26 protein-coding genes are annotated in these 24,054 nt (G+C 62.8%); 16 read left to right on the top strand and 10 right to left on the bottom strand.

Annotation, left to right across the window (positions count from 1 at the left end; translation table 11 throughout):
• Positions 1 to 69 precede the first annotated feature (69 nt).
• Positions 70 to 1,494, bottom strand: a complete 1,425-nt coding sequence (locus ACVTFQ_RS09310) for a Dyp-type peroxidase (protein WP_112950252.1) — start codon at positions 1,492 to 1,494, stop codon at positions 70 to 72.
• 525 nt (positions 1,495 to 2,019) lie between these two features.
• Here ACVTFQ_RS09310 and ACVTFQ_RS09305 point away from each other — a divergent pair.
• Both ACVTFQ_RS09305 and ACVTFQ_RS09300 read left to right on the top strand, forming a co-directional pair.
• On the top strand, positions 2,020 to 3,270 hold the full coding sequence (locus tag ACVTFQ_RS09305) for an MFS transporter (RefSeq protein ID WP_470423802.1): 1,251 nt from the start codon (positions 2,020 to 2,022) through the stop codon (positions 3,268 to 3,270).
• 166 nt (positions 3,271 to 3,436) lie between these two features.
• A complete protein-coding gene (locus tag ACVTFQ_RS09300; RefSeq protein WP_313760214.1) occupies positions 3,437 to 4,600 on the top strand; it encodes a GGDEF domain-containing protein in 1,164 nt (387 codons plus the stop codon).
• Here ACVTFQ_RS09300 and ACVTFQ_RS09295 read toward each other — a convergent pair.
• Positions 4,597 to 5,871, bottom strand: a complete 1,275-nt coding sequence (locus ACVTFQ_RS09295) for an MFS transporter (RefSeq protein WP_111563472.1) — start codon at positions 5,869 to 5,871, stop codon at positions 4,597 to 4,599. The two genes, ACVTFQ_RS09300 and ACVTFQ_RS09295, sit on opposite strands and share 4 nt — an antisense overlap.
• Positions 5,872 to 6,096: 225 nt before the next feature.
• Between ACVTFQ_RS09295 and ACVTFQ_RS09290 the strand changes: the two genes are divergently transcribed.
• The 3 genes from ACVTFQ_RS09290 (at position 6,097) to ACVTFQ_RS09280 (ending at position 9,339) form a co-directional block, all read left to right on the top strand.
• The gene (locus ACVTFQ_RS09290; protein ID WP_047512340.1) at positions 6,097 to 6,450 is read left to right on the top strand and encodes a DMT family protein; all 354 of its coding nucleotides are present in this window, start codon (positions 6,097 to 6,099) and stop codon (positions 6,448 to 6,450) included.
• Positions 6,451 to 6,578: 128 nt separating this feature from the next.
• A complete protein-coding gene (locus ACVTFQ_RS09285) occupies positions 6,579 to 8,156 on the top strand; it encodes a DUF1800 domain-containing protein (protein WP_111563473.1) in 1,578 nt (525 codons plus the stop codon).
• A gap of 10 nt (positions 8,157 to 8,166) precedes the next feature.
• A complete protein-coding gene (locus tag ACVTFQ_RS09280; protein ID WP_111563474.1) occupies positions 8,167 to 9,339 on the top strand; it encodes a DUF1501 domain-containing protein in 1,173 nt (390 codons plus the stop codon).
• 18 nt (positions 9,340 to 9,357) lie between these two features.
• Here the strand turns inward: ACVTFQ_RS09280 and ACVTFQ_RS09275 are convergent, their stop codons facing one another.
• The 3 genes from ACVTFQ_RS09275 to ACVTFQ_RS09265 all read right to left on the bottom strand — a co-directional run bounded on the left by ACVTFQ_RS09275 (position 9,358) and on the right by ACVTFQ_RS09265 (position 10,615).
• Positions 9,358 to 9,696: an ArsR/SmtB family transcription factor gene (locus ACVTFQ_RS09275; protein WP_111563620.1), complete on the bottom strand. Its 339-nt coding sequence runs from the start codon at positions 9,694 to 9,696 to the stop codon at positions 9,358 to 9,360.
• Between the two features lie 4 nt (positions 9,697 to 9,700).
• A complete protein-coding gene (locus ACVTFQ_RS09270) occupies positions 9,701 to 10,147 on the bottom strand; it encodes an SRPBCC family protein (protein ID WP_111563475.1) in 447 nt (148 codons plus the stop codon).
• Positions 10,148 to 10,228: 81 nt separating this feature from the next.
• Positions 10,229 to 10,615 (bottom strand): acyl-CoA thioesterase, encoded by a 387-nt coding sequence (locus tag ACVTFQ_RS09265; protein WP_026283372.1) that lies wholly within the window; start codon positions 10,613 to 10,615, stop codon positions 10,229 to 10,231.
• A 234-nt stretch (positions 10,616 to 10,849) separates the two neighbouring features.
• On the opposite strand from ACVTFQ_RS09265, the gene ACVTFQ_RS09260 reads away from it, so the two are divergent.
• From ACVTFQ_RS09260 to ACVTFQ_RS09220, 9 genes are all read left to right on the top strand, one after another.
• Positions 10,850 to 11,674 (top strand): hypothetical protein, encoded by an 825-nt coding sequence (locus tag ACVTFQ_RS09260; protein ID WP_470423801.1) that lies wholly within the window; start codon positions 10,850 to 10,852, stop codon positions 11,672 to 11,674.
• Positions 11,675 to 11,762: 88 nt separating this feature from the next.
• Entirely contained in the window at positions 11,763 to 12,791 is a 1,029-nt protein-coding gene (locus tag ACVTFQ_RS09255; RefSeq protein ID WP_470423974.1) for a linear amide C-N hydrolase, read from the top strand.
• Between the two features lie 73 nt (positions 12,792 to 12,864).
• Positions 12,865 to 14,523: an alpha/beta hydrolase gene (locus tag ACVTFQ_RS09250; protein WP_111563478.1), complete on the top strand. Its 1,659-nt coding sequence runs from the start codon at positions 12,865 to 12,867 to the stop codon at positions 14,521 to 14,523.
• Positions 14,524 to 14,661: 138 nt separating this feature from the next.
• On the top strand, positions 14,662 to 14,835 hold the full coding sequence (locus ACVTFQ_RS09245) for a hypothetical protein (protein WP_155947803.1): 174 nt from the start codon (positions 14,662 to 14,664) through the stop codon (positions 14,833 to 14,835).
• Positions 14,836 to 15,005: 170 nt separating this feature from the next.
• Positions 15,006 to 15,242, top strand: a complete 237-nt coding sequence (locus tag ACVTFQ_RS09240; RefSeq protein ID WP_111563479.1) for a hypothetical protein — start codon at positions 15,006 to 15,008, stop codon at positions 15,240 to 15,242.
• Positions 15,243 to 15,521: 279 nt separating this feature from the next.
• Positions 15,522 to 16,814 carry an extensin-like domain-containing protein gene (locus ACVTFQ_RS09235; protein WP_111563480.1) on the top strand — a complete coding sequence of 431 codons (1,293 nt, stop codon included), beginning with the start codon at positions 15,522 to 15,524 and terminating at the stop codon, positions 16,812 to 16,814.
• A gap of 77 nt (positions 16,815 to 16,891) precedes the next feature.
• Positions 16,892 to 17,140, top strand: a complete 249-nt coding sequence (locus ACVTFQ_RS09230; protein ID WP_111563481.1) for a hypothetical protein — start codon at positions 16,892 to 16,894, stop codon at positions 17,138 to 17,140.
• A 162-nt stretch (positions 17,141 to 17,302) separates the two neighbouring features.
• Complete coding sequence (locus tag ACVTFQ_RS09225; protein WP_111563482.1) at positions 17,303 to 18,229, top strand: ABC transporter ATP-binding protein; 927 nt, start codon at positions 17,303 to 17,305, stop codon at positions 18,227 to 18,229.
• Complete coding sequence (locus tag ACVTFQ_RS09220) at positions 18,226 to 18,987, top strand: ABC transporter permease (protein WP_018900601.1); 762 nt, start codon at positions 18,226 to 18,228, stop codon at positions 18,985 to 18,987. The genes ACVTFQ_RS09225 and ACVTFQ_RS09220 overlap by 4 nt, the downstream gene beginning before the upstream one ends.
• Before the next feature lie 7 nt (positions 18,988 to 18,994).
• Here ACVTFQ_RS09220 and ACVTFQ_RS09215 read toward each other — a convergent pair whose 3' ends face one another.
• Positions 18,995 to 19,798: a COG4705 family protein gene (locus ACVTFQ_RS09215; protein WP_111563483.1), complete on the bottom strand. Its 804-nt coding sequence runs from the start codon at positions 19,796 to 19,798 to the stop codon at positions 18,995 to 18,997.
• Between the two features lie 16 nt (positions 19,799 to 19,814).
• Complete coding sequence (locus tag ACVTFQ_RS09210; protein WP_111563484.1) at positions 19,815 to 20,081, bottom strand: hypothetical protein; 267 nt, start codon at positions 20,079 to 20,081, stop codon at positions 19,815 to 19,817.
• A 206-nt stretch (positions 20,082 to 20,287) separates the two neighbouring features.
• Between ACVTFQ_RS09210 and ACVTFQ_RS09205 the strand changes: the two genes are divergently transcribed.
• Positions 20,288 to 20,965 (top strand): winged helix-turn-helix domain-containing protein, encoded by a 678-nt coding sequence (locus tag ACVTFQ_RS09205; protein ID WP_112437137.1) that lies wholly within the window; start codon positions 20,288 to 20,290, stop codon positions 20,963 to 20,965.
• Positions 20,952 to 22,313 carry a HAMP domain-containing sensor histidine kinase gene (locus tag ACVTFQ_RS09200; RefSeq protein WP_111563486.1) on the top strand — a complete coding sequence of 454 codons (1,362 nt, stop codon included), beginning with the start codon at positions 20,952 to 20,954 and terminating at the stop codon, positions 22,311 to 22,313. The genes ACVTFQ_RS09205 and ACVTFQ_RS09200 overlap by 14 nt, the downstream gene beginning before the upstream one ends.
• Before the next feature lie 8 nt (positions 22,314 to 22,321).
• Here ACVTFQ_RS09200 and ACVTFQ_RS09195 read toward each other — a convergent pair whose 3' ends face one another.
• The 3 genes from ACVTFQ_RS09195 to ACVTFQ_RS09185 are packed head-to-tail and all read right to left on the bottom strand — an operon-like array spanning position 22,322 to position 24,031.
• Complete coding sequence (locus ACVTFQ_RS09195; protein ID WP_111563487.1) at positions 22,322 to 23,023, bottom strand: TIGR02281 family clan AA aspartic protease; 702 nt, start codon at positions 23,021 to 23,023, stop codon at positions 22,322 to 22,324.
• Positions 23,020 to 23,229 (bottom strand): DUF1289 domain-containing protein, encoded by a 210-nt coding sequence (locus ACVTFQ_RS09190; protein ID WP_111563488.1) that lies wholly within the window; start codon positions 23,227 to 23,229, stop codon positions 23,020 to 23,022. Before ACVTFQ_RS09190 ends, ACVTFQ_RS09195 begins: the two co-directional genes overlap by 4 nt.
• Before the next feature lie 19 nt (positions 23,230 to 23,248).
• A complete protein-coding gene (locus ACVTFQ_RS09185) occupies positions 23,249 to 24,031 on the bottom strand; it encodes an adenosylcobinamide-GDP ribazoletransferase (RefSeq protein ID WP_111563489.1) in 783 nt (260 codons plus the stop codon).
• Positions 24,032 to 24,054: the final 23 nt, after the last annotated feature.

Here is a 24,054-nt window from a genome sequence, read left to right as displayed (position 1 = left end):
CAGGGCAGAGGAGGGCGCCACACGGCAAAACCGTTCGATGGACACACCACCCCGTCCGTTCGCTGTCCCCTACAAACTCCGACAAAACGCCAACGACGGCATGAAGAAATACTCGCCGCCCTTCATCGTCACCGCTTGCGGTGTCGCGGTCGTTGTCGCGGTGGTGGTGCCGCCCCATTCGACCGGACAGTCGATGTCGGGGCGTGGGTTGGGGCTTTGGCCGATCACGAGGTCGAGGCCAGGGGCGCCTGCGCCCGGGGGGACGCGGGGGAAGCCGGGGTTGTTGGCCCAGGTCGATTGCGCGAACTCGAACTGCTCGGCGATATCGGCGTTGAAGGCCATGAACAGCAGGCCGACATCCTTGCTCGGCTTGTTTTCGATGCGGCCGTCATTGGGCTGGTCGGTGCGCACGCCATAGGTCTGGCCGCGCCGCGCCATGATGTGCAGGCGTTCGCCGTCGACGGGCTCGAAGCCACCGGAGCCGCGCGGGTTGACCTTGCGGATATGGGCGAAGAACGGACATTTGGCGCCGTTGGGATCGCTGTCATAGTCGAAGTCGTTGGGCACCGGGTGGTGGTTGCCGTCTGCGAACTGGGTGGTGAGCGGCGTGCCGTCCTCGAAGCGGCCGACCAGCATGGCGCCCGCCCGTTCCGCATCGTCGCCCTTCAGGTGCAGCCGCTTGGCCAAAGCCTTTTCCTGCTTCTTGAACTGCTTGACGTTCTGCTCGAGCTTGCGGAACACGAAGTAGCTGCCGAAATGCTTCGTCGGATCGGGGGCGGCGGTATCAGGGACGATCACGCGGTTCAGCGCGAAGGCCGGGTCCCAGTTGGTGGCGCCGTCGGCCGTCAGGCGTTCGTCGTCGATATCCTCGGTCAGGAACAGCGGCTGGCTGCGGCCATCGACATAGCCGAAGTGCTCTATGCCGTCGCCATTGCTGTTGTGCAGGCCGTGGCCCTTTTCCTCGCCGAGAATATGGACGCCGTGGCATGCCTGGATCAGGTGGCGCACGGCCGTCAACGCCTTGTTGCGTGGGCCGGACATCTGGTCGCCGACGAGGATGACGGCGTGGATGACGTCGCGGAAATGCGGTTCCCAGGTGCCAGGCGCCGGGTCGTTCAGGCCGGCGTTCTTCATGCCGGAGCGGAACGAGGTGTCCGGCGGGATCTTCGGGGCGGGGATCTGCAGCGCCTCGTAGCCATCGCCGGTGAGGCCTACGCTGACATAGGGCGTGCCCTTGGTGCCCGTCGCCTTGAAGGCCTTGACCTCCTGCAGATGGGTTTTCGCCGATTTCAGGAGCGGCGTGCCTGTCGGTGGCTGCGACAGCGCCTTCAATAGCGCGCGGCCGCCAGCGGGGTCGGTAAACTTCAGGAACAGGATGGTCAGGAATTCGCGGGTGTGGGCCTTGACGATATTCGGTTGAAGTTCGTCGAGCATCACGGCGGCGTCTCCCGCAGCGCTCTCCCATGAAAGCGGTTGGGTCAGATCGAAAGGCATGGCTCCTCCTCCTCGGGGCTGGTCGGCCTAGGATGTCTTCATGCGCATAGCTGGAACTGCTCAGACCGACGGTTGATCTGCTGTTGTCTTGCTCAGGTCTAAACTCATCGATTTTTCGCAAGCGGTATCATCGCCGCCAGAGACTGGCGGGCGCATTGCCGGTATGGATGCAATCTATCTGTGCTTGCTTTTTATGGTTGCGTATGCAACCTGACATTTATATCTCACATTTTGCTAATAATCGCAATAGCTATTTAGAAGCAGGTACTTGGCCGGAATTTTTGCGCCAGAATGAAACGCTCGCCCTTTGGTGGTCGCTTCTCAAACGGTTGCGTGTGGCGCCGACAAGACCATCCATGGGCAAGGCGCGATCACGACAAACGTGATGGAACAAGGGCAGCGTTGCTGACGTTTCGAGAACGCTGCCTGTCACAGCTCCACCCCGCCCATATCAGGGCGATCCCTCTCTTCGACGGCATCCGGATTTGCCCCGCTTCGCCGCCGCTTTCGGACGGAGGATCCGTTATGTCCCCATTGGAAAGCCTGCGCCGGCTGACGCCGCAGCAGCGCAATACCGTTATCGCCAGCTATCTCGGCTGGACGCTCGATGCCTTCGATTTCTTCATACTCGTCTTCGTTCTCAAATATATCGCCACAGAATTCAAAACCGACGTTCCCGCCGTCTCGGTGGCGATCCTGCTGACGCTCGCCATGCGCCCCGTCGGCGCGCTGCTGTTCGGTCTGGCGTCCGACAAATACGGGCGGCGGATCACGCTGATGGTCAACGTGCTGCTCTATTCGATATTCGAATTCCTCACCGGCTTCTCCACCGGGCTCACCATGTTCATCGTGCTGCGCGCGCTCTATGGCATTGCCATGGGCGGCGAGTGGGGTGTCGGTGCGTCGCTGGTGATGGAGACCGTGCCGGAGGAGAGCCGCGGCATCGTCTCCGGCATCCTGCAGGCTGGCTATCCCTCGGGCTATCTCCTGGCCTCGATCGTGTTCTTCCTGCTCTTTCCCATCATCGGCTGGCGCGGCATGTTCTTCGTCGGCGCAGCACCAGCGCTGCTGGTGCTCTATATCCGCCGCAGCGTCGAGGAGAGCCCGGCTTTCCTGAAGCAGCAGGAGCGGGGACGCCGGCCGTTCCTGACGGTGCTCAGGGAGAATATTCCGCTGTTCATCTGGTCGGTACTGTTGATGACGGCGTTCAATTTCTTCAGCCACGGCACGCAGGATCTCTATCCGACCTTCCTCGAGACGCAGCGCAACTACGACAGCTACACTACGGGTGCGATCGCCATCGTCTACAATATAGGGGCGATCTGCGGCGGACTGTTCTTCGGGGCGCTGTCGCAGCGGATCGGCCGCAAGAAGGCGATCGTCATTGCCGCGCTGATCGCCGTGCCGGTGGCGCCGCTGTGGGTCTATGCGCCGGGTCCGGTGCTGCTTGCGATCGGCGCCTTCCTGATGCAGTTTTTCGTGCAGGGCGCCTGGGGCATCGTGCCCGTGCATCTCAACGAGCTTTCGCCGGATGAGGTTCGCAGCACCTTTCCGGGCTTTGCCTACCAGCTCGGCAATCTGCTGGCGTCGGGCAATGCCACGATCCAGTCCGGCCTCGCGGCTCACTGGAATGGCGACTACGCCTATGCGCTTTTGATCGTCGCCGGCATCGTGGCTGTTGTCGTGGCCGTGCTGGCGGCGTTCGGCTACGAGAAAAAAGATGTGCGCTTCGGCTCGGAGGATGCCGGAGAGCCGCACCGCGCCCTGCGCGCGTGAGCGGCAAGGGGCGGCCTCTGACAATCTGGGGCTGCCCCTTGCACCCGTATCGATCGATATGTAGTCTACCGCAGGTAGGCTTTTGTTAACGTTGAGTGGCTAGCGCTTTTCATCGAGGCGGTGTTTGCGCACCGGGCCTCGTCATCATCGTTCGATGGGTGCCGCAGTGAATTTTGCCTTTATGCTTCCGGTCATGATGTTGACCTTCGGCTGCACCTTCCTCGTCGTTTCAAGGTTCGGATCGCGCGAAGCCAGCCTTTGGGCGGTGGGTTTTCTCTCTGCTGCCGTCGCCTTCTCCGTGCCGATGTTTTTCTCCTGGCTGCCGATCCCCGTTCAGGCGCTCAGCGCCGATGCGCTCTTTCTCTCCGCGTTCTATTTCTACAGTGGCGCTATCCTGAGGCGCTTTCGCCGGCCGTCGCGTACCGCCTTGCGCCTCAGCGTCTGCGTCGCGGCCTATGCAGCGCTCGCCTATGCGGTGCTGGTGCTTGAGAGCCTGCCGGCCGAGCTTCTCATCAGCGATATCGCCTGCTCGGCCTTGCTGATCTTCGCGATCGGCTCCTCCTCGCGCAGCACGCGCCGAGCGATCGACCGCATTCTGCTCGGCGTCGCCTCGCTGATCGTGCTCGAGACAATCGTCCGCAACGCCATCCTGCTGGTGATATTCTCGCCCGAGGGCGGGCTGGAGAGCTTCGGCGCCTCCACTTACGCGTTCGTCATGCAGGCGGGCGCTTCCGTCATCGCGCTGCTCTTTGCGCTTTCGGCGCTGGCTGCAACGACGCTCGACACGATCGAGCGCTACCGCGATGCGGCCGAGAGCGATTCCCTGACCGGCCTACTGAACCGGCGCGGCTTCGAGGAAACGGCGAGGCGGCTGAAGGCGCGCGGCGCGCTCAAGGGCGCAATACTCCTGTGCGACATCGACCACTTCAAGCGGATCAACGACACGTTCGGCCACGCCGCCGGCGACAGCGTGATCGCGGTTCTCGCCGAACTGTTGAAAGCGCGCCTGCCTGAGGGCGCTTTTGCCGCGCGTTTCGGCGGCGAGGAGTTCGTGGCGTTCCTGCCAGGCGCGGAGCTCGCCGATGGCGGCAAGGTCGCGAATGCGATCCGGCTTGCCTTCTCGGCGGCCGGACAACCTGATGTCGCGGGTGTCGGCAAGATCACCGCAAGCTTCGGCGTTGCCTGCGTGGCATCAAGCGACGCGTCGCTGACCGAAACGATCGGTCGCGCGGACGCAGCCCTCTACGCGGCGAAGGATGCCGGGCGCAACCGGGTGATGCTGGAAGGCACGCCGGCGCGCGAAGCCCCCGCCATTCACGTGGCGTCCTAGGTTTGCGTTACCTTCGGTTCGGCGTCGTTGAGCTTTGCCGATGCGCGCGGCGCGATTGCCTCTCGGCCGTGCATGAAAAGCGCCAGCGCGAAGAGCGCGACGCCGCCATGCACCCAATAGGCGAGGCCATATCCGCCCCGGTCGGTCAGCCATCCGGCGACCACGTTGCTCAGCGATGCGCCGATGCCTTGCACGGTCATCACCGCGCCGAGGCCGACGTTGAACCGGCCGGTACCGGCGAGAATCCGTTCGGCCGCGATCGGTGTCGCGATCCCGATCAGGCCGGCGCCGACTCCATCGAGAAACTGCACCGGATAGATCGAGCCGAAGCTCGACACGCTGCCGGCGATCGCGCCACGCAAGGGTAAAGCGCAGAGCGCGATGATGAAAACGGATGCCAGGCCGAAGCGCCTGATGAGGACGGGGGCGAGCAGCGCCATTGCGATCATCGACAGTTGCGACACGCCGGTGACGATCGCCGTAGTGCGAAAAGGCGTGCCGAGCTGGATCGAGAAGTTCTGGGCGATCAGCCGGCTCATCGGGGCATTGCCGAAGTGAAAGACCAGCAAGGTCAGCGCGAGCAGGACGAGGCCGCGCGAATTCGCCAGCACCGAATAGCCGGAAGGGCTGGCTGTTGCGGCAGATCCATCGTCCGGGTTCTTGTCTGTGGTCAGGCCGCGGGCGACGTCGTTGTCGATATCCTCAGGGCGGATCGCCAGCGTCGCGATGATCGCGGCGAGCGCGGTGATGAGCATCAGGCCGATCACGCCGTTCAGCCCCCAGAATATGGTAGCGGCGTAGACGCAGGCGAGCGAGAAGACGTTGCCCGCGTGGTTCCAGAATTCGTTGCGGGCGACCTGTGCGGAGAATGCGCTTTCGCCGACGAGGCCGAGCGTCAGGCCCATCAGCGCCGGGCCGATCACCGCGCCGACGATCGCGGTCATCGACTGGCCGCCGAAAACCGAGGCATTTCCGGGACTGGCCAGCGTCCAGAGTGCCGCCGCCGTGACCAGCGTAACCGGGATGACGATGAGCAGGCGCTTGTGCGGCGAGGCGTCGACGAGGGCGCCGAACAGGGGCGTGGCGATCAGGCCGAGAACGCCGCCAAGGGTTGCCACGATACCCAATGTCATCGGGCTCCAGCCGTGGGTCGCGAGGAAGCCATCGAGAAAGGGGCCGAGGCCGTCGCGGGCATCGGCGAGGAAGAAATTCAGAACCGCGAGCGCCACCAGCGAGCGACCGGACAGACCACTGTTCGAAACTGAGTTCACGCCATGTCTCCGCCAAAGGGTCTGTGGACCGCGATTGCCAGAGACATCATTCGGGCTGCCTGGCTTCCGGTGCTGCCACAAACGGCCTGTCCGGTGAAATGTTCCGGTTCGCGTGACGTTCTGATGCCTTGGCGACGATATATTTCGCGGAGGCTCCCCGACCTCTTGAAGCCTTTCGGTTCAGCGGTACATGCTGGCGCCAGCTTCAACTCTCGGGAATCACATATGCCCTTTGCCCTCAGCCCTGCGGCCATCTGGCCGATCGTCATGCTGCTTGCCTCCAACGTCTTCATGACATTCGCCTGGTACGGGCATCTCAAGCACAAGGGGACGGCGATTTTCGTCGCCATCATCGTCAGCTGGGCGATCGCCTTCTTCGAATACTGCCTCGCGGTGCCAGCCAACCGGATCGGCTCGGCGGTCTATTCGACGGCGCAGCTGAAGACGATGCAGGAGGTGATCACGCTTCTCGTATTCTCCGGCTTTTCCGTGTTCTGGCTGGGCGAGAGCCTGACCTGGAACCACGCGATCGGATTTGCGCTGATTGCCGTCGGAGCGTCCTTCATCTTTCGCGGATGATTGCGATTCCGCCTGATGGGACCGGGTAAGTCCTTGAATTACAAATTGTCCATGTCACGTCTCTGCCTCAATTTCCGACGGTTTTGACCGCAGCCTGTCACCATCCAGGGATATGGAGGTGACAGGTCATGAGTCTTTCCTTTCCGACGATGGCGGCAATCCGCTTCGGCTATGGCTTTCGACCGGGCGAGGCGGCGGCGCAGAACAAGGACGACCTGTTGCGGCAGGTGAACGCGGATGCGCGGGCACCGGTCGCGTTTCCCGTCGGCGGTATCGAGCAGCGGCATCAGGTGATCGCCGACCTGCAGGCCAACCTGCGCGATCTCAGACAAAGCGACGACGATGACCAGACGCGTCGCGAGCGGCGCAAGGTTCTGCAGAAGCAGGCGCAGCGCAGCTTCCAGCAGGATGCGAATGCGCGATTGCTGCAGGCGGTGATGTCACCGAACGGCTTTTACGAGCGGCTTTCAACCTTCTGGACCAATCATTTCTCCACCAGCGCCAACAAGAGCCTGCCGATGCGGCTGCTCGTGCCGCTTTACGAGGCCGAAGCGATCCGGCCGCATATCGGCGGGCGCTTCGCCGATCTGTTGCGCAGCGCGACCGAGCATCCGGCGATGCTGATCTATCTCGATCAGGCGGAGTCGCTCGGACCGGATTCCAAGGGCGGCATGCGGCAGAAGAAGGGGCTCAACGAAAACCTCGGCCGCGAACTGCTGGAACTGCATACGCTTGGGGCCGGCAGCGGCTATACGCAGGCCGATGTGCGGGCCGCCGCCATGGTGCTGACCGGGCTGACGATCGATCGGCAGGAGATGGACATGGCGTTTCGCCCCAACATCGCCGAGCCCGGCCGTCATGAGGTTCTCGGTGTCAGCTATGGTGGCGACAGGCGGCGGCCGGGCGACTATCTCGCCATGCTCGACGATCTCGCCGCCAATCCGAAGACGGCGGCGCATATCTGTCGCAAGCTGGCGGTGCACTTCGTTTCCGATCAGCCCGATGACGGGATGATCGCCGCGATGACCGGCGCCTGGAAGAAGACCGACGGCAATCTCAAAGCCGTCTATGGCGCCATGCTCGACCATCCCGCCGCCTGGGCGAACGAGGGCGCGAAGGCGCGTCAGCCATTCGATTTCGTCGTTGCCGGTCTCAGGGCGCTGAATGCGGGCTCTGGCGATGGCACCGTCGTCGCCTTCTTCAAGGACAACCAGCAGGACGATGACGGGCAGGCTATGGGCGCGCAGGGGGCCTTGGCTCCGAACGCTCCCGATATGGGCGGCGCGATGAATGGTGGCGCCAAGGAAGATATGAAGGGCGCAGACACCGCCGCTGGCGGCGGGCCTTCGATGATCGATCCCGGCGACGAGGACAGGGTGAAGCGCCGCAAGGCGATGCAGACGGCAAGGGCGCTCGGGCAGGGGGCGCTCAGGCGCATGGGGCAGCCGATCTGGTTGCCGCCGAGCCCTGCCGGCTTCGAGGAGAGCTTTTCGGCCTGGATCACGGCCAGCCAGCTGGCGGAACGGCTCGGCTGGGCGCGGCGGGCGACCGCGCAGTTCGGGCAGGGGCTCGACCCCCGCGAATTCCTGAAGGCAACGCTTGGCGATGCCGCGCGCGACGACACGATCCGCGTCGTCAGCCAGGCACCCAACAAGACAACCGGGCTGATGCTTGCGCTTGCGTCGCCCGAGTTCAACCGTCGATAGGAGCTTTGAAATGACCGATTTCACGCTATCGCGCCGCGGCTTCCTTGCTTCCGCCTGCTGCCTCGCTGCGGCCCCGATCCTCACCCCCGTCACCTTCGCGTCGATGCCGGGAGACAAGCGCTTCGTCACCATCGTTCTGCGCGGCGCGATGGACGGGCTGGCGCTTGTGCAGCCTTATGGCGATGCCGGCTTTGCCGCGTTCCGGCCGACGCTGGCGCTGACGCCGGAGACCGGGCTCATCGATCTCGACGGGCATTTCGGTCTCCATCCTTCCGCCGCCGATCTGATGCCGCTGTGGCGAAGCCGCGAGCTCGCCTTCGTGCACGCGGTGTCGACGCCCTATCGCGACCAGCGCAGCCATTTTGACGGTCAGGACATGCTGGAATCGGGCGGCGAGCACGTCTCGGAGGAAAAGACAGGCTGGCTCAACCGGGCGCTTGCCGTCATCCCGCGATCGGATGCTCGCAAGGCGATTGACGTCAACACGTCGACGGAGCTGATCCTGACGGGGCCGAACAACGTCGACGTATGGGCGTCGGATTCCAATCTCGGGCCGGCCCGCGACGAGACGCAGTTCCTTCAGCGGCTTTACGCCGGCGACCCCGCCTTTGCCAAAGCGATGGAGGAGGCGACGCGCGCCAACAGCGCCTCCATGGTCGCCGAGCCCGGCGGGCCGCGCGGACAGAAGGTGGCGGATGTGGCAGCCCTGGCCGGCAACATGCTGAAGGGCGATTACCGGATCGCCAGCTTCTCCATTACCGGCTGGGATACGCATGTCGGTCAGGTGGGCCAGTTCAAGCGTCCGGTGCAGGATTTGACGGAGGCGATCACCACGCTCAAGTCGACGCTGGGGCCGGATATCTGGTCGAAGACCGTGGTGCTTGCAATGACCGAATTCGGCCGGACGGTTCGGGAGAATGGATCCGGAGGGACCGACCATGGCACGGGCGGTTGCGCTGTCCTGGCGGGCGGGGCGATCAATGGCGGTCGCATCCTTGGCCGCTGGCCGGGGCTTGGCGATCAGCAGCTGCTCGACGAGCGCGATCTCGCGCCGACCGCCGATGTGCGGGAGATCGCCGCCGCCATGCTCTATCGGCAGTTCGATGTGACGGTCGATAATCTGACGGCCAAGATATTTCCGGGTGTCACCTTCGACAAGGGATCGCAGTTTCTGCGGGCTTGAGCAGACAAGCTATTGTGGTCAGCGCTCGACGAAGGCGCGCAGGCGTTCCAGCGCGTCGTCCCATTGGCGGGAGACGCCGTCGAGATAGGCGCGCATGATGTCGATGCGGTCACGCCGGAAACTGTAATGGCTTTCGCGGCCGACCTTCATGCTTTCGACGAGGCCGGCTTTTTCGAGCACTGCCAGGTGCTTTGTGATGGCCTGGCGTGTCAGCTCCGTGCCGCCGGAGAGGCCGGCGATCGAGGACGGGCGGCCGTCGCTCAGCGCTGTCAACAGAGACAGGCGGGTGGGGTCGCCGAGAGCCGCGAAAAGTGCGGCGGCGTCTCGGCCGGCCGTGGTGGCGCCAAGGTTCGGCATTTGATCAGCGTTCGACATGGGCCTTTACGTTCTTGATCTGCTCAGCCCATCCGCCATCGTTCATGCGGAACGCCTCGGCGCGGCGGTATTCGGGCACCTTGTCGAAGCCGGATTCGGTGATGGTCAGCCGGGTGCCCTTCGATATCGGCTCCAGACGGAATTCGACCAGCGTCGGGATTTCGGCGGAATAGTCTCTATCCGGATCGACCGCATAGGGGAGCCAGGTGAACGAAAACAGCGTTGGTTCCTCGATGCGCTTGACGGTGACCGTCCAGCGGAGATGCTCGTAGCCGGGATAGAGGATCTTGCCGGTGGCTTCCTCTCCGGCGACGAAGGGCGCGTCGATCTTGACGCGGAACCATTCGCCGAATTCGCGATAATCGCTGATGGCCTGCCACACGCGGGCGAGGGGAGCATTGAGTTCAATGGTCTTTTCGATGCGATCGGACATATTGGCAACCTCCTGGTTGCCTTTTTATCGCTCGGTTCGCTGAGAAAGGCAACCGAAAAGTTGCCTTTCTCTTGTTTCAGTCTATTCGGCCGGAACCGGCTTGGGCTGGCCGTTCTCGTCGAGCGCCACCATGATGAAGGTGCCGGCGGTGACTTTTTCCATCTTGTTGTAGCGGGCCCGGGTCGCCCAGGCCTCGATACAGAGGGTGATCGAGGTGCGGCCGACGCGTTCGATCTCGGTATAGATGGACAGCGTATCGCCGATCTTCACCGGCAGGGCGAAAGCCATTTCCTTGACGGCGGCGGTCACGACGCGGCCCTTGGCGCGCTCAGCGGCGGAGATGCCGGATGCAAGGTCCATCTGCGCCATGACCCATCCGCCGAAGATGTCACCGGCCGGGTTGGCATCGGCAGGCATCGCCATGGTCCTGAGGGTCAGTGTGCCTCTCGGCTTGGGGGCTTCGGTCATTGGCGCTCCTTTGCATGCGGGTTTTCTGATCGATTCCTGCGGAGCCTAGCGTATCGGCTGAAAAACCGAAATCGGAGCGTTTCGGCAAAAGTGTCGCGCCCTTGCGACCATACATCTCTTCCTGCTCAGTAATCGCCATTTGATCGCCGTCAGCGAGCAATCCTGCTGATCTCGCTTGAGTTTTCGCCCTCCGGTAGTAAGGTCGCGGTGGGACATTGAAAATGGGGGCTTTCGATGCGGCTTTTGGCGATGGGTGTGGCGACCGTGGGCCTTGCGCTGCTTTCCGCTCTCTCATTCATGCCTGGACGGGCCGCTGCGGCCGATTTCGACAACAGCAGGATCGCGCCGGAGCGCGAGTGGGCCGTCATCGTCAGCCCTTACGTGTGGGCCGCATCGCTGAATGGCAGCGGATCGCTGGCCGGTTTCGACACGGATGTCGACGTTCCTTTCTCCGACATCTTCGACCATCTCGATTTTGCTCTCATGGGCAATATCGAGATCACCAATGGCCAGTGGGGCGTCTATTTCGACGGCCAGCATGTAAAGACCAGCCAGGACGAGCAGGTGTTCTCACACGAGATCGGGCTCGACATCACCACGACCACGCTGTCGGCGGGCGCCTTCTTCAAAGCCTATGAGGCGGTTCTCGGCGGCGACACGGTGTTCGGCAAGCCGCGAACGCTGTCGATCGAGCCGACCGCCGGCGTGCGCTGGACAAAGCTTGAGGCTGATGTCGAGGCTTTCGGCCTTCGCGCGTCGAAGAGTTCCGACTGGACCGATCCCTTCGTCGGCCTGCGGATGAATGCCGATCTCACCGAACGCTGGAACCTGTTTGCCGAGGCCGATGTCGGTGGCTTCGGTGTGGGGTCAAAGGTGAGCGTCAACGCTCAGGCCTATCTCGGCTATCGCACCATGATGCTCGGGCATCCGACCGTGCTCAGGGCAGGGTACAGGCTTCTCTACCAGGATTACGAAAACGACGATTTCACCGGCGCGAACAAGTTCAAATGGGACGTCAGCCAGCACGGCCCTGCGATCGGGTTTTCCATGCGCTTCTAGCTTCCGCGATCAACGATATTGGAGAAGCCCCGTGTCTTCGAACCGCCGTCCATCTCGTTTACGCGCGCGCACGGTCGCGACCGCCGTCATCGCGTCCGCGCTGCTTTTCGCCGACGTCGCCGATGCCTGCACCCGCCTCGTCTATCTCGGCCCCGATGCGAACGTCATCACCGCGCGGTCGATGGACTGGAAGAGCGATATCACCACCAATCTCTACATCCTGCCGCGCGGCGCAGAGCGCAGCGGCAAGGCCGGGCCGAACTCCATTCACTGGACCTCGAAATACGGGAGCGTCGTCGCGACCGGCTATGACGTATCCACCACCGATGGGGTTAACGAGGCGGGGCTGAACGCCAACCTCTTGTGGCTGGTCGAATCCGAATATCCGCCCTTCGACAAGTCCAGCAAGCCCGGCCTCACCATCGCGGCCTGGGCGCAATATGTGCTCGACAACTTCGCCACAGTCGATGAGGCCGTGAAGGCGCTCAGCCAGGAGCCATTCACCGTTGTCACCGATAATGTGCCCGGCGAAAACCGGCTGACGACGCTGCATCTGTCGATGTCCGACGCGACCGGGGATAGCGCCATCGTCGAATATATCGGTGGCAAGCAGGTCATCCATCACGATCGCAAGTACCAAGTGATGACCAATTCGCCGATCTTCGACCAGCAGCTCGCCTTGAACTCCTATTGGAAGCAGATCGGCGGCACCGTCATGCTGCCCGGCACCAACCGGGCGGCCGACCGCTTCGCGCGCGCCTCCTTCTATGTCAACGCGATCCCCAAGGATGAGAGCCCCAACCGGGCGCTCGCAAGCGTCTTCAGCGTCATCCGCAATGTCTCGGTGCCCTATGGTCTCAACACGCCGGAGGAGCCGAACATTTCGTCGACGCGTTGGCGCACCGTGTTCGATCACAAGCGCAAGCTCTACTTCTTCGAGTCGGCGCTGACGCCGAACACGTTCTGGGTCGACCTGAAGACGATCGACTTCGCCAAAGAGACCGGCAAGGTGAAACGGCTCGACCTCGGCGAGAGCCAGGACCATACCTATTCCGGCAACGCGACATCGGAATTCAAGGATGCCAAGCCCTTCGTCTTTCTCGGCCTTGGTGAGTAGAAGGCGCGCGGCGCAGGGCTTATCTTCGTCTGAGATCGCCGTCGGTCGTTGCGGCTAAAGGTTGGGGAGTTGCATGAGACGTCTGCTCGGTGGTCTTTTTCGCTCTCTGTCGGTGATCGGGCTGACGCTCGCCTTCGCCTTTTTCGCCGCGTCGCTGACGCCGACGCTGATGCCGCGATCCTACATCGTGCAGGGGGCACTGTCGGGTATTTGCGCGGCCGTCGGCTATCTCATCGGGGTCGCCGTCGTCAGCCTGTGGAAGTATCTCGAACTGCCTTATCGCGGGCCGCTTCTGTCGCAGCGGATAGCCGTGCTGATCTGCGGGCTGATCGTGGCCGTCGTCTTCCTCTGGCAGGCTGCGGGCTGGCAGAATTCGATCCGCGAGCTCTGGCATATGGAACCGCTCGAAAGCGCCGAGCCATTCAAGCTCGGAGCGCTGGCCTTCGTCGTCTTTCTCGTCGCGGTGCTGCTGGGTCGCCTGTTCCTGTTGACCTTCCGGTGGACATCGCGGCGGCTCGATCGCTTCGTGCCGCGGCGCGTTTCCAATGTCATCGGTTTCGCGATCGCAGTGGCAGTCTTCTGGTCGGTGGCCGAAGGGGTGCTGATGCGCGGGGCGCTGCATGCGATCGATTCCTCGATGCAGCGGTTGGATGCGCTAATCGAGGATAACGTGCCGATGCCCGCCGATCCGGCGAAGACGGGGAGCAAGGCGTCTCTGGTCGCCTGGGATGGTCTCGGACGGCAGGGGCGGCACTTCGTGGCGTCGGGGCCGAGCGCTTCCGATATCAGCGGCTTCTGGAAGGGCGAGGCGCGCGAACCCATTCGTGTCTATGTCGGCCTCAACAATGCCGATACGATCGAGGCGCGCGCCAAGCTTGCGCTCGAGGAGCTGAAGCGGGACGGGGCGTTCGAGCGATCGATGCTCGTCATCATCGCGCCGACGGGCACCGGCTGGGTCGATCCGGCGGCGATGGATACGCTGGAATATCTGAAGCAGGGCGATGTCGCGAGCGTGGCGCTGCAATATTCCTATCTCTCAAGCTGGCTTTCGCTGCTGGTTGAATCGGAATATGGCGCGCAGTCGGCCAAGGCGCTGTTTCGCGAGGTATACGGCTACTGGACGACGCTGCCGCACGACAGGCGGCCGAAGCTCTACCTGCATGGCTTGAGCTTAGGCGCGCTGAACTCGCAGCTATCGGCCGATATCTTCGACGTGATTGCCGATCCGTTTCAGGGCGCGCTCTGGAGCGGCCCGCCGTTCGAGAGCCGGATGTGGAATGCGGTGACGGCGGGGCGCAATCCGCAATCGCCGGCTTGGCTGCCGACCTTCCGCGACGGCTCGATGATCCGTTTCACCAATCAGGAGAACCATCTGGACCTTCCGGACGCGGCGCAATGGGGGCCGATGCGGATCGTCTATCTGCAATATGCAAGCGATGCGGTGACGTTCTTCGATCCGCACTCCTTCTATCGCGAGCCGGCATGGATGCAGGCGCCGCGCGGGCCGGACGTTTCGCCGAGCCTCAGGTGGTTTCCCGTGCTGACCATGTTCCAGCTGCTGTTCGACCTGATGATCGCCACGACGTCGCCGATGGGCTACGGCCATGTCTATGCGCCCGAACATTATATCGATGCCTGGATCGCCGTCGCCGGATTGACGGTCGATCCGGGCGAGGTGGCGGCGCTGAAGACGCGCTTCGCGCAAGTGGCCTCTCAAGGCGGGAACGACTGAGATCGCGCTCCCGCGATGGCGGTATGTCCGTTTTCGGCTGTTCATAAGCGGGAATATGATCGCGATTAACCACGTTCATTATGGGTTCGTTTAGGCTCTCGTAGCAGTTTGCCCCGGAGTGGCTGGGAAACCACATCTTTGAGGTTCAAACTGATGACCTATAGCGGGTTGCTTCTTTCCGCCGTCGTTGCCGGCCTGATCACGATCCTTGCGATCGGCAGCCGTCCTGCATCCGAGACCGCGTCCAACTGGCCTCAGATGGAGCTGACGAAGACCGATCGCATCGTCACCGGAAGTGTGCCGGCGCGATAATTCTGTGCGATCCGGCGAAGCCGCTTCGGGCGGCTTTGCCAATTCATCAAGGCTAACTTTGCCTGATCGGGCCCGACTGCAATAAATTACCCATTTGTTTTTGTGGGTGGCGCAAGTAAACGATTAATTTACCGCAACCTAAGAGAGTGGGGTAATAAAGGCGTTACCCGATGAATAGCTCCAGACCCCGTTACGATGTCATTTGCGATCCGCTCGATATGTGGATGGTCTGGGACCATCAGGCGGAGGAGCCCGCATGCTTTGGCGGTCAGGTTCTTAACGGACTGACCGAAGGCCATGCCGTCGAGGTCGCCAAGATCATGAACGAGATCTATGGGGGCGGCCGTCCGGTTCGTCGCGCCGCAATCAATCCGTCCGACGACAAGGAACTGCGTTACGTCAGCTGACGCCGCGGCTCGTCCGCTCTGCAGTTCCCGTCATGCTGTTCGCAGCACCTCTTTCCAGTCTCACAAGCAAATCTGCGCACGCGTCGCCGATCGGTGATTATCGCGCGCTGATCCCGGATTTTTTCGACCCGGAATAGGGCTTTTGTTTCAAACGCTTCCGCAATCGTGATCGGCCGGGCCGGGCTTGTCCGGGCTGGGGGTAAGGTTTCGTTCACCGCTTTTTATTAAATTTGCACCGAAGTTTTTTGGTCACTGCCGATCTTCGGAAGCGATGAGAGTATGGCGTTTGTTTCCATCATGCGGCGTTATGTGCTGCCCGTGCTGCTGTCGACAGCGCTGACGACGTGCTCGACGGATGCGCTCGTTCCGCCCGGCAGCGTGGATAGTGGCACGAAGGTCGGCTCCATCTCGCCGCCGCGGCGCCAGGCGCCGGTCAACATGCCCTCCAGCGCCATCGATCAGGCCTATCCCGCCGGCAGCCAGCCCGTCCAGGGTTCCGTCGATTATATGAATACGCCCAATCTTGCCGGTCGCGGCCAGGCGAGCGCAGCCCCTCCGATGACCAACGATCAGGCGTCGGCCGGTGCGCGTGGTGCAGCCGGCCAGTTCAGCGGCCAGCCGGCCACCTGGGGCGGGACGCAGACGCTTGCCGTGCCGCCCGAGGGCGTGAACATGGATGCCGAGCTTGGGGCGGAGCCGGTCACGGGGCTCGCGCAGGAAGAGCAGCAGCAGATCGCCGAGGGGCAATCGGACCAGCCCGTCGTCGATGGTATCGGCACGGACAATCCGACGCAGATGAACCGGATGCGCGCGCCACGGCCGGCGAGTCAGGCGGCGATGGGGCAACCGACGATGCGGCAAGAGCAGGTCTGGAGCGACGGCAGCGCTGTCGTGGCGCCGGCGCGCGTGCCTGAAGAGAGCGAGCCGCAGGAAGTGGCTATGCTGCGGCCGAACAATCCGATGGATAGCGAGCCGCAGATGAGCCAGCCGGCACCGGCGGTGCCCGGCGTGATGCCGAGTTCGGAGCTCTCCTGCCGGCGTGAGTTGAAGCGCATGGGGGTGGTCTTTACCGACAAGCCGCCGATCTCCAACGGGCCGGCGTGCCAGGTGCCTTACCCGATCTCGCTGCAGGGTCTGTCCGGCAATATCGGCGTTCGCCCGGCGGTGACGCTGAACTGCCAGGTGACGCTCGCCTTCGCCAAGTGGGTGAAGAACGAGCTCGCGCCATCGGCACGGTTTCGCTACTGGTCCGGCATCAAGACGATCCAGCCGCTTGGCGGCTACAGCTGCCGCCGCATGAACAACAGTCGCCAGCGCTACAATCCGATGTCCGAGCATGCGCACGGCAACGCGATCGACGTCGGCAAGTTCGTGTTGAAGAGCGGCCACGAGATCGATGTGCGCAAGAAGGGGCTCTTCTCCTTCCGCGAGGGCAAGCTGCTGAAGGCCGTGCGTACCGACAGCTGCAAGTATTTCAACACGGTGCTCGGCCCCGGCAGCAATCCGGAGCACTGGAACCACTTCCACTTCGATCTGCGCGAGCGCAAGAGCGGCAAGGTCTATTGCGACTGACAGCATGAGCGGCCTGGCATCGACGCGGCCGCGGGAATCTCTTTAAACGGGCTCCCTATCAGTAAGAGGAGATCGTTGTGGCCGAGAGAAAGCGCCCAAATATTCTGTTTTTCATCGCGATCGTGGTGGTCGCCGCCGTCGCTGTGTTCGGCGGCCGTTGGTATGCCTATGTGGCCTATGCGAGCGATCCGTTCGATGAAGTGGGGATCAGCCTCAATATCAAGATGCCCGATTTCATTCGCGCCAGGGGTTGCGAGATGCTGAAGGCGCGCTTCGAAGGCAAGACTTTGCCGCCGGCTGGCTGCAGCGTGAACGGCGCCTGGTAGGAAGATTGTGGAGCCTTGACGTCCCGACGATCGGGGAACGGCGTTTTCAATTGCATCATTTTCGAGCAAATGAATACTCTGTTCGCAGCGGGTGGGATGTAAAACTGTCGCGGAGCGGCTATATAGCGGCGAAATCCTTCCTTTCGTCTGCAAGAGCCCTTCATGGCACCCATCATTTCCATCCGCAATCTCACAAAAATCTACGGTAACGGCTTTCAGGCGCTAAAGGGCATCGATCTCGATGTGGAGAAGGGCGAAATCCTCGCGCTTCTCGGCCCGAATGGCGCCGGCAAGACAACGATGATCTCCATCGTCTGCGGCATTGCCAATCCGAGCGGGGGAACCGTGCTTGTCGGTGGCCACGACGTGGTCAAGGACTTCCGGGCGACCCGGTCGATGATCGGCCTTGTGCCGCAGGAACTGACCACCGATCAGTTCGAGACGGTGTGGAACACGGTCAGCTTCTCGCGCGGCCTGCACGGCAAGAAGGCCAATCCCGCACATATCGAAAAGGTGCTGCGCGACCTGTCGCTGTGGGACAAGAAGGACAATACGCTGCGCCAGCTTTCCGGCGGCATGAAGCGGCGCGTCCTGATCGCCAAGGCCTTGAGCCACGAGCCTGAAATCCTGTTCCTCGACGAACCGACGGCCGGCGTCGATGTCGCGCTGCGCAAGGACATGTGGCACGTCGTCGAGAAGCTGCGCGAGGCGGGCGTCACCATCATTCTGACGACGCATTATATCGAAGAGGCCGAGGAGATCGCCGACCGCGTCGGCGTGATCAATGGCGGCGAGTTGCTTCTCGTCGAGGACAAGACGGCGCTGATGGCCAAGCTCGGGCGCAAGCAGCTGATCCTGGAATTGACCGAGCCGCTTGAGGCGCTACCGGCAATCTTCACGGGCAACGGGCTTGCGCTCACCGCCGGCGGCAATCGCCTGACTTATGAGTTCGACGCCGAGAACGACCAGGAAAGCATCGCCGCGCTGCTGACGCGGCTTGCCGAACACAACATCCATTTCAAAGACCTGTCGACGCAGCAGAGTTCGCTCGAAGATATCTTCGTGGCGCTCGTGGGAGGCGCAAAATGAACTTCGAAGCCGTCAAATCCATCTATTTCTTTGAAATGGCCCGCACACGCCGCACATTGCTGCAGAGCGTGGTTTCGCCGGTCATTTCGACGTCGCTCTACTTCATCGTCTTTGGTGCGGCCGTCGGGTCGCGCATTCAGGAAGTCGAGGGGATCTCCTATGGCGCCTTCATCACGCCGGGCCTGATCATGCTGACGCTGCTTGGGCAGTGCATCGGCAACGGTTCCTTCGGCATCTACTTCCCGAAGTTCACCGGGACGATCTACGAAGTGCTGTCTGCGCCGGTGGCGATGGCCGAGATTTTGCTCGGCTATGTCGGGGCGGCAGCGACCAAGGGGCTGATGATCGGGGTGATCATCCTGCTGACGGCGAATTTCTTCGTTGAGGTCAGGATCGAGCATCCCTTCATGATGGCGCTGTTCTTCGTCTTGACCGCCGTGACCTTCAGCCTGTTCGGCTTCATGATCGGTCTCTGGGCAAACAATTTCGAGCAGCTGAACCTGATCCCGATGCTGGTCGTGCCGCCGCTGACCTTCCTCGGCGGCAGCTTCTACTCGATCAACATGCTGCCGCCCTTCTGGCAGGCGGTCAGCCATTTCAATCCGGTGCTCTATCTGGTCAGTGGCTTCCGCTGGAGCTTCTACGGCATCGCCGACGTCAATCCGCTGATCAGCCTCGGGATGATCTCGCTGTTCCTGGCGATCTGCCTGGGAACGCTCGGCTGGATGTTCCGGACCGGCTACAAGCTGCGCAACTGATGCAGCTTCATCGCCGATCGATGGCCTCGCGCGACGGGGAATCCTCGTCGCGTTCCGGTCGGGCACTCAGCGTCATGTAGGTGACGATGACCACGATCGCGCCGAGGAAGAGAAGGCTCGTGTAGATCGTCCCAAATCCGAGGCCACCATACTCGACCGGCTGTGACAGCAGGTCGCCCAGGGATGCGCCAAGTGGACGCGTGACGATGTAGGCGAGCCAGAAGGCGAGAATGGCGTTCATGCCGCCGCGATAGTATGCGAGTGCTATCACCGCGATCACGCCTGCGAATAGCAAGGCTGTGCTGAGGTAGCCGAGCTCCATCCGTTCGGCGACGAGGTCGCCGGCGGCTGTGCCGAGCGCGAAGGTGAACAGGATCGCCAGCCAGTAGAGGGCTTCACGTCGCGTCGTGAAGATGGTGTGGATGGAGAGCGTGCGTTCGAGCGCGTACCAGCCGAGGAAGGTCAGAAAGAGCGCGATCGAAAAGCCGATGGTGGTGACATCAAGCGGGACGCCGAAGTTGTCGACCAGATTGTCGGTGACCAAGGTTCCGACAATGCTGATCAGCACGACGGCGGCCCAGTAGGCCGATGGGACGTATCGCGTCATCGAAAACTGGATGGCGATGGCGGCCGCGAGGATCGCCGCCATGATCACGGAGGTCACGGTCAGGCCGAGCCCCAGATTGACGGCGAGATAATCGGCGGCCGTCTCGCCCATGGTGACGGCCATCAGCTTGATTAGCCAGAAATCGACCGTCACGTTCGGGACGCGGTTGGCGGGCTCGTGGCCCGCTCGAATGGCGTTTGTCATCACGATGCCTCGCTTCTTACTTGCCCATGATCTTCATGGCTTCGGCCAGAAACTTGTCGGAGCGCGCGTCGTCGTCGGCGTTGCAACGTTCGACGGCCTTTGTCTCCAGGTCGTTCACCTTCTTTGCGTCGGCATCCGCGAGCTTCGCGGCCGCCTTTGTGGCGCGCATGTCCTTCAGCATGTCCTCGCAAGGTGCCGGTGCGGCATGCGCTGGCATCGAGACGAGAACGAAGCCCAGGGCGACGAGGGCGTTCAGGATGCCCGCTGCGGCGATGGTCTTCATGATGTGTTTCCTTCTGGTGAGTGGTCGTGTTGAGCGGTGCGAGGCTTTGCTCGCCGATCCGCAAAACGGACACTAGGGGCAGGGACATACGCTGGCCTCGCCGGCACCATACGTTTTCGTAAGGTTTGCAAAGCGCGATGGCATTCCCGCCGGAAACGGGTAGCTTGGCGATGCCGAATTGTAGGCGGAAGCAACGGACTTCAGGCATGTGGGTATTGGTGGTCGAAGACGACCGGCGGGCGGCCGATTACGTGGCGAGAGGGTTTATCCAGGCTGGCCATTCTTGCGATGTCGTTCATGACGGGCGCGATGGGCTGTTTCAGGCTACGCGCGAAGCCTATGACGTCGTCATCGTCGACCGCATGCTGCCCGGGCTTGACGGCCTGTCTCTCGTCAAGGCTTTGCGGGCCGCGCGCGTCAGCACACCGACGCTATTTCTGACTGCTGTCGGCGGCGTCGATGATCGCGTGGATGGACTGGAGGCGGGCGGGGACGACTATCTGGTCAAGCCCTTTGCCTTCTCGGAACTTCTGGCACGCGCGAACGCGCTGGCGCGGCGGCCGCGTCTGCAGGAACAGAAGACGATGCTGCGTGTGGCGGATCTGGAGCTCGATCTCCTGCGCCGCCAGGTGACGCGGGCAGGGCAGGTCATCGACCTGCAGCCGCGCGAGTTTACGCTGCTTGAAGTGCTGATGCGCGGCGAGGGGCGCGTGGTGACACGGACCATGCTGCTGGAGCGCGTATGGGACTTCCATTTTGATCCGAAGACGAGCGTGGTCGAAACGCATATCAGCCGCCTGAGGGCAAAGATCGACCGGCCGTTTCCGGTGCAGCTGCTGCATACGGTGCGCAACACGGGCTACAGTCTGCATGCGCCGCGTTAATCTCTTGCGCAGCACGCCCTTTCGGCTGGCGATGACCTTCGGCGTGCTTTTCGTCGCCGCCTTCCTGGTTGCCGGCGCGATCACCTATCACATGCTCAACAGCGGTCTCGAACGCCAGCTGGATGATACCGTCAACGAGATCTACAGCGCGATCGCCTCGACCTATGCGCAGAACGATGTCGAGGACCTGATCGCGGCGGTGAACACCTATTCGAGCCTGCGCTCGCCGGATCAGGGCGTGTTCTTGCTGAGCGATCCGAACGGCAAGCGGCTGGCGGGCAATCTGGCGCTTCCCGTGACGAGCGAAGGGTTGTCGAGCGTCGCTGCGGCGGCGTTGGGGTTGCCCGACGGGCATTCCTATCGCGTGCGCAGCGGTCTCGTCGGCGGCAACCGGCTGGTAGTGGGCCGCAGTTTCGCGGAGAAGGAGAGGCTTGGCGAAATCCTGCTGGTGAGCCTTAGCTGGGCCGCCGGCGTCATCGTGCTGATCGCAGCCGGAGGCGGCGCCTTCCTGGCGACCAGAGCCCAGCGGCGGCTCGACGCGGTGGCGCGCACCATGATCGATGTGTCGAATGGCGAGCTCGCAACGCGTATTCCGTTGCGGGGTAATGGCGATGACATCGATCTGGTGTCCGAGAAGATCAATCATGCGCTCGACCGGCTGTCGGGGCTGGTGGAGGGCATGCGGCAGGTGAGCGCCGATATCGCGCACGAGCTCAAGACCCCGCTCAACAGGTTGAAGATGACGCTTGAGGACGCGGCGGAGCGAACGGACCGCGGTGAGCCGGTCGGGCAGCAGATCGCGGACGCCTGCATGGAGAGCGATCAGATCAACGCCACTTTCGAGGCGCTGCTGAGGATTTCCCAGATCGAGGCCGGTGCCCGGCGAGCCCGTTTCCAATCCGTCGATCTGGCCGACGTCATGTCATCGGTCACGGAGATCTATCGCGACGTGGCTGTCGATGCCGGCCAGACGTTGCGTTTTGTCGCGGTTGATTGTGCCGGCATGCAGCTGATGGGGGACCGCGAACTGCTGGTCCAGATGTTCGTCAACCTGATCGAGAACGCCATCAACCACAGTGGAACAGGAACGCTCATCGAACTGTCGCTGGCGCGCCGCGACAATCTGCTTCTGGCCGGTGTGGCGGACAATGGCGTCGGGATTCCCACCGCGGAGCACACGAAGGTGTTTCGCCGGCTCTACAGGCTCGACAAGAGCCGCACATCCGCGGGCAGCGGTCTGGGGTTGAGCCTCGTCAAGGCTGTCGCCGATCTGCATTCGGCCGAGGTGATGCTGGAAGACAACCAGCCTGGAACGCGTGTCCTGGTCCGCTTTCCCGCGCTGCGCTAGCCATGCAGCTAGTCGCGCATCCTGAGTTCGTCGGTCTGCATCTGCAGCGATCCCAGCGTCTCGAGGAAGCTCATGCCGAGCAGGCTCTGGTCCAGCCGTCCGTCCTCGGCGACGCTGCCGGCGACGTTGTTGCGCACGATGGGGCCTATCGCCACCTCGGACAGCGTGACGGGTGCTGCCTGGGCGCGGCCGTTGGCGGTCATCACGCTCATCGAATAGGTGAGGTTGTCAGGGATGATGCCGACACGCTCGGCGTCCTCGCGCGACAGCGCGATCATGCTGGCGCCGGTGTCGACCAACATCGTGATGGTCTGGCCGTTGATCTCGACATCGGCCTCGAAATGGCCGTTCAGCAGCTTGTGCAGGATGACTTCCTTGCCGCCCTCGCTGGTGGTCACGACCACGGCGCGGCCGGGAATGAGGCCGGCCAGCAGACGGTTGCCGACGCTGAGCGCGTCGTAGCGATAGAGATAGACGGTGGCGAGGCCGAGGATCAGCACCAGCCAGATCATCATGTGGCGCATCGTCTCGCCGACGCTGATGCGCCGTCCCCATATGCCGGCGGCCAGCATGAGCGCGATGGGCAGGAGATAGAGCATGCGGCCGAAATCGTCGGTCCTGACGCCGAGAATCTTGGGGCTGTCGTGGTTGAAGAGCAAAATGAGAAGGCCGATGCCGATACCGCCAAGTCCAATCGTCAGCCTGTTCATGCGGTGAGCTCCGTGCTTGCCATCGTCCCGCGCGATGCCGCTGATGGGATCGCTTTCATTCTGGCGGGCAGCAGGCGCATGAGCGCGTGCCTCTCTTCATCCGAAAACGCCGCCCAGCCAACAATTTCCTCGATCGTTCGGCCGCAGCCCGCGCAAAAGCCGCTGGATGAATCAATGGAGCAGATGTTGATGCACGGGCTTATCATGACAAATGATATCGTTGTTTCACAAAGCCATGGCAAGAGCACACAGCGCCGCCATCTCGGAAATTTGAGCGGTCGCGCCCAGCGTATCGCCGGTATGGCCGGAGAGGGCCACGCGGGCCACTCGGGTGAAGATCATAGCGCTGAGGCCGCAGGCGAGCAGGGCGCAGATGAGCGGCAGAAGGCCGAGGCTTGGCCAGATCAGCAGCGCCGCCAGCGCGCAGGCCGAGACGACCGCCATCTGCATGACGCCTTCGCTGGGCTGGCCGACGGCTGCGGCCACGCCATCCGCCTTGGCCGGCGGCAGGCGGTGCCAGTGCCAGACGAGCGCGCCGCGGCTGATGCAGCCGATGGCGGGCAGGGCGAGTGCGGCGGCAAACGGCACGACGCCGCGCGCAATCGCGGCGATGGCGGCGGCGCGAATGGCGAAGGAGAGGATCAGCGCGATGGCGCCATAGGTGCCGATGCGGCTGTCCTTCATGATCGACAGCCGCTGGGCGCGGTCGCGGCCGCCACCGATGCCATCGGCGCAATCGGCGAGGCCGTCTTCGTGCAGGGCGCCTGAGACGATCGCCTGTACCGCCAGCGCCACCAGCGCCGACATCAGCCGATCGGCGCGAAGGCCGAGCATGACCAGCAGAACGAACGCGGGCAGCAGGCCGATGATGATGCCGGCGACCGGGAAAGCGCGCGCGACGCGACCGAGTTTTCCGTCATATCCCGCAAAGGCCGCTTTCGGCATGGGAATGCGGCTCAGGAATGCGACGGCGCGCGCGATATCGGCCACATAGGTTGCGATGTTCATGCGCGTCCGCTCCCGGGGATGAT

Source organism: Rhizobium sp. O111 (assembly GCF_055616315.1).
Note: the sequence above shows the minus strand (reverse complement) of the source record. Positions and strands in the feature narration are given on the sequence as shown.

Excerpts from the sequence above, each read along its gene's own strand:
- ACVTFQ_RS09280 (WP_111563474.1), top strand. The coding sequence starts at position 8,167 with ATGACCGATTTCACGCTATCGCGCCGCGGCTTCCTTGCTTCCGCCTGC.
- ACVTFQ_RS09250 (WP_111563478.1), top strand. The coding sequence starts at position 12,865 with ATGAGACGTCTGCTCGGTGGTCTTTTTCGCTCTCTGTCGGTGATCGGG.
- ACVTFQ_RS09185 (WP_111563489.1), bottom strand. The coding sequence starts at position 24,031 with ATGAACATCGCAACCTATGTGGCCGATATCGCGCGCGCCGTCGCATTC.
- ACVTFQ_RS09270 (WP_111563475.1), bottom strand. The coding sequence starts at position 10,147 with ATGTCCGATCGCATCGAAAAGACCATTGAACTCAATGCTCCCCTCGCC.
- ACVTFQ_RS09235 (WP_111563480.1), top strand. The coding sequence starts at position 15,522 with ATGGCGTTTGTTTCCATCATGCGGCGTTATGTGCTGCCCGTGCTGCTG.
- ACVTFQ_RS09240 (WP_111563479.1), top strand. The coding sequence starts at position 15,006 with ATGAATAGCTCCAGACCCCGTTACGATGTCATTTGCGATCCGCTCGAT.
- ACVTFQ_RS09200 (WP_111563486.1), top strand. The coding sequence starts at position 20,952 with ATGCGCCGCGTTAATCTCTTGCGCAGCACGCCCTTTCGGCTGGCGATG.
- ACVTFQ_RS09190 (WP_111563488.1), bottom strand. The coding sequence starts at position 23,229 with ATGATAAGCCCGTGCATCAACATCTGCTCCATTGATTCATCCAGCGGC.
- ACVTFQ_RS09260 (WP_470423801.1), top strand. The coding sequence starts at position 10,850 with ATGCGGCTTTTGGCGATGGGTGTGGCGACCGTGGGCCTTGCGCTGCTT.
- ACVTFQ_RS09290 (WP_047512340.1), top strand. The coding sequence starts at position 6,097 with ATGCCCTTTGCCCTCAGCCCTGCGGCCATCTGGCCGATCGTCATGCTG.
- ACVTFQ_RS09275 (WP_111563620.1), bottom strand. The coding sequence starts at position 9,696 with ATGCCGAACCTTGGCGCCACCACGGCCGGCCGAGACGCCGCCGCACTT.
- ACVTFQ_RS09220 (WP_018900601.1), top strand. The coding sequence starts at position 18,226 with ATGAACTTCGAAGCCGTCAAATCCATCTATTTCTTTGAAATGGCCCGC.
- ACVTFQ_RS09305 (WP_470423802.1), top strand. The coding sequence starts at position 2,020 with ATGTCCCCATTGGAAAGCCTGCGCCGGCTGACGCCGCAGCAGCGCAAT.
- ACVTFQ_RS09215 (WP_111563483.1), bottom strand. The coding sequence starts at position 19,798 with ATGACAAACGCCATTCGAGCGGGCCACGAGCCCGCCAACCGCGTCCCG.
- ACVTFQ_RS09195 (WP_111563487.1), bottom strand. The coding sequence starts at position 23,023 with ATGAACAGGCTGACGATTGGACTTGGCGGTATCGGCATCGGCCTTCTC.
- ACVTFQ_RS09310 (WP_112950252.1), bottom strand. The coding sequence starts at position 1,494 with ATGCCTTTCGATCTGACCCAACCGCTTTCATGGGAGAGCGCTGCGGGA.
- ACVTFQ_RS09205 (WP_112437137.1), top strand. The coding sequence starts at position 20,288 with ATGTGGGTATTGGTGGTCGAAGACGACCGGCGGGCGGCCGATTACGTG.
- ACVTFQ_RS09225 (WP_111563482.1), top strand. The coding sequence starts at position 17,303 with ATGGCACCCATCATTTCCATCCGCAATCTCACAAAAATCTACGGTAAC.
- ACVTFQ_RS09265 (WP_026283372.1), bottom strand. The coding sequence starts at position 10,615 with ATGACCGAAGCCCCCAAGCCGAGAGGCACACTGACCCTCAGGACCATG.
- ACVTFQ_RS09285 (WP_111563473.1), top strand. The coding sequence starts at position 6,579 with ATGAGTCTTTCCTTTCCGACGATGGCGGCAATCCGCTTCGGCTATGGC.
- ACVTFQ_RS09210 (WP_111563484.1), bottom strand. The coding sequence starts at position 20,081 with ATGAAGACCATCGCCGCAGCGGGCATCCTGAACGCCCTCGTCGCCCTG.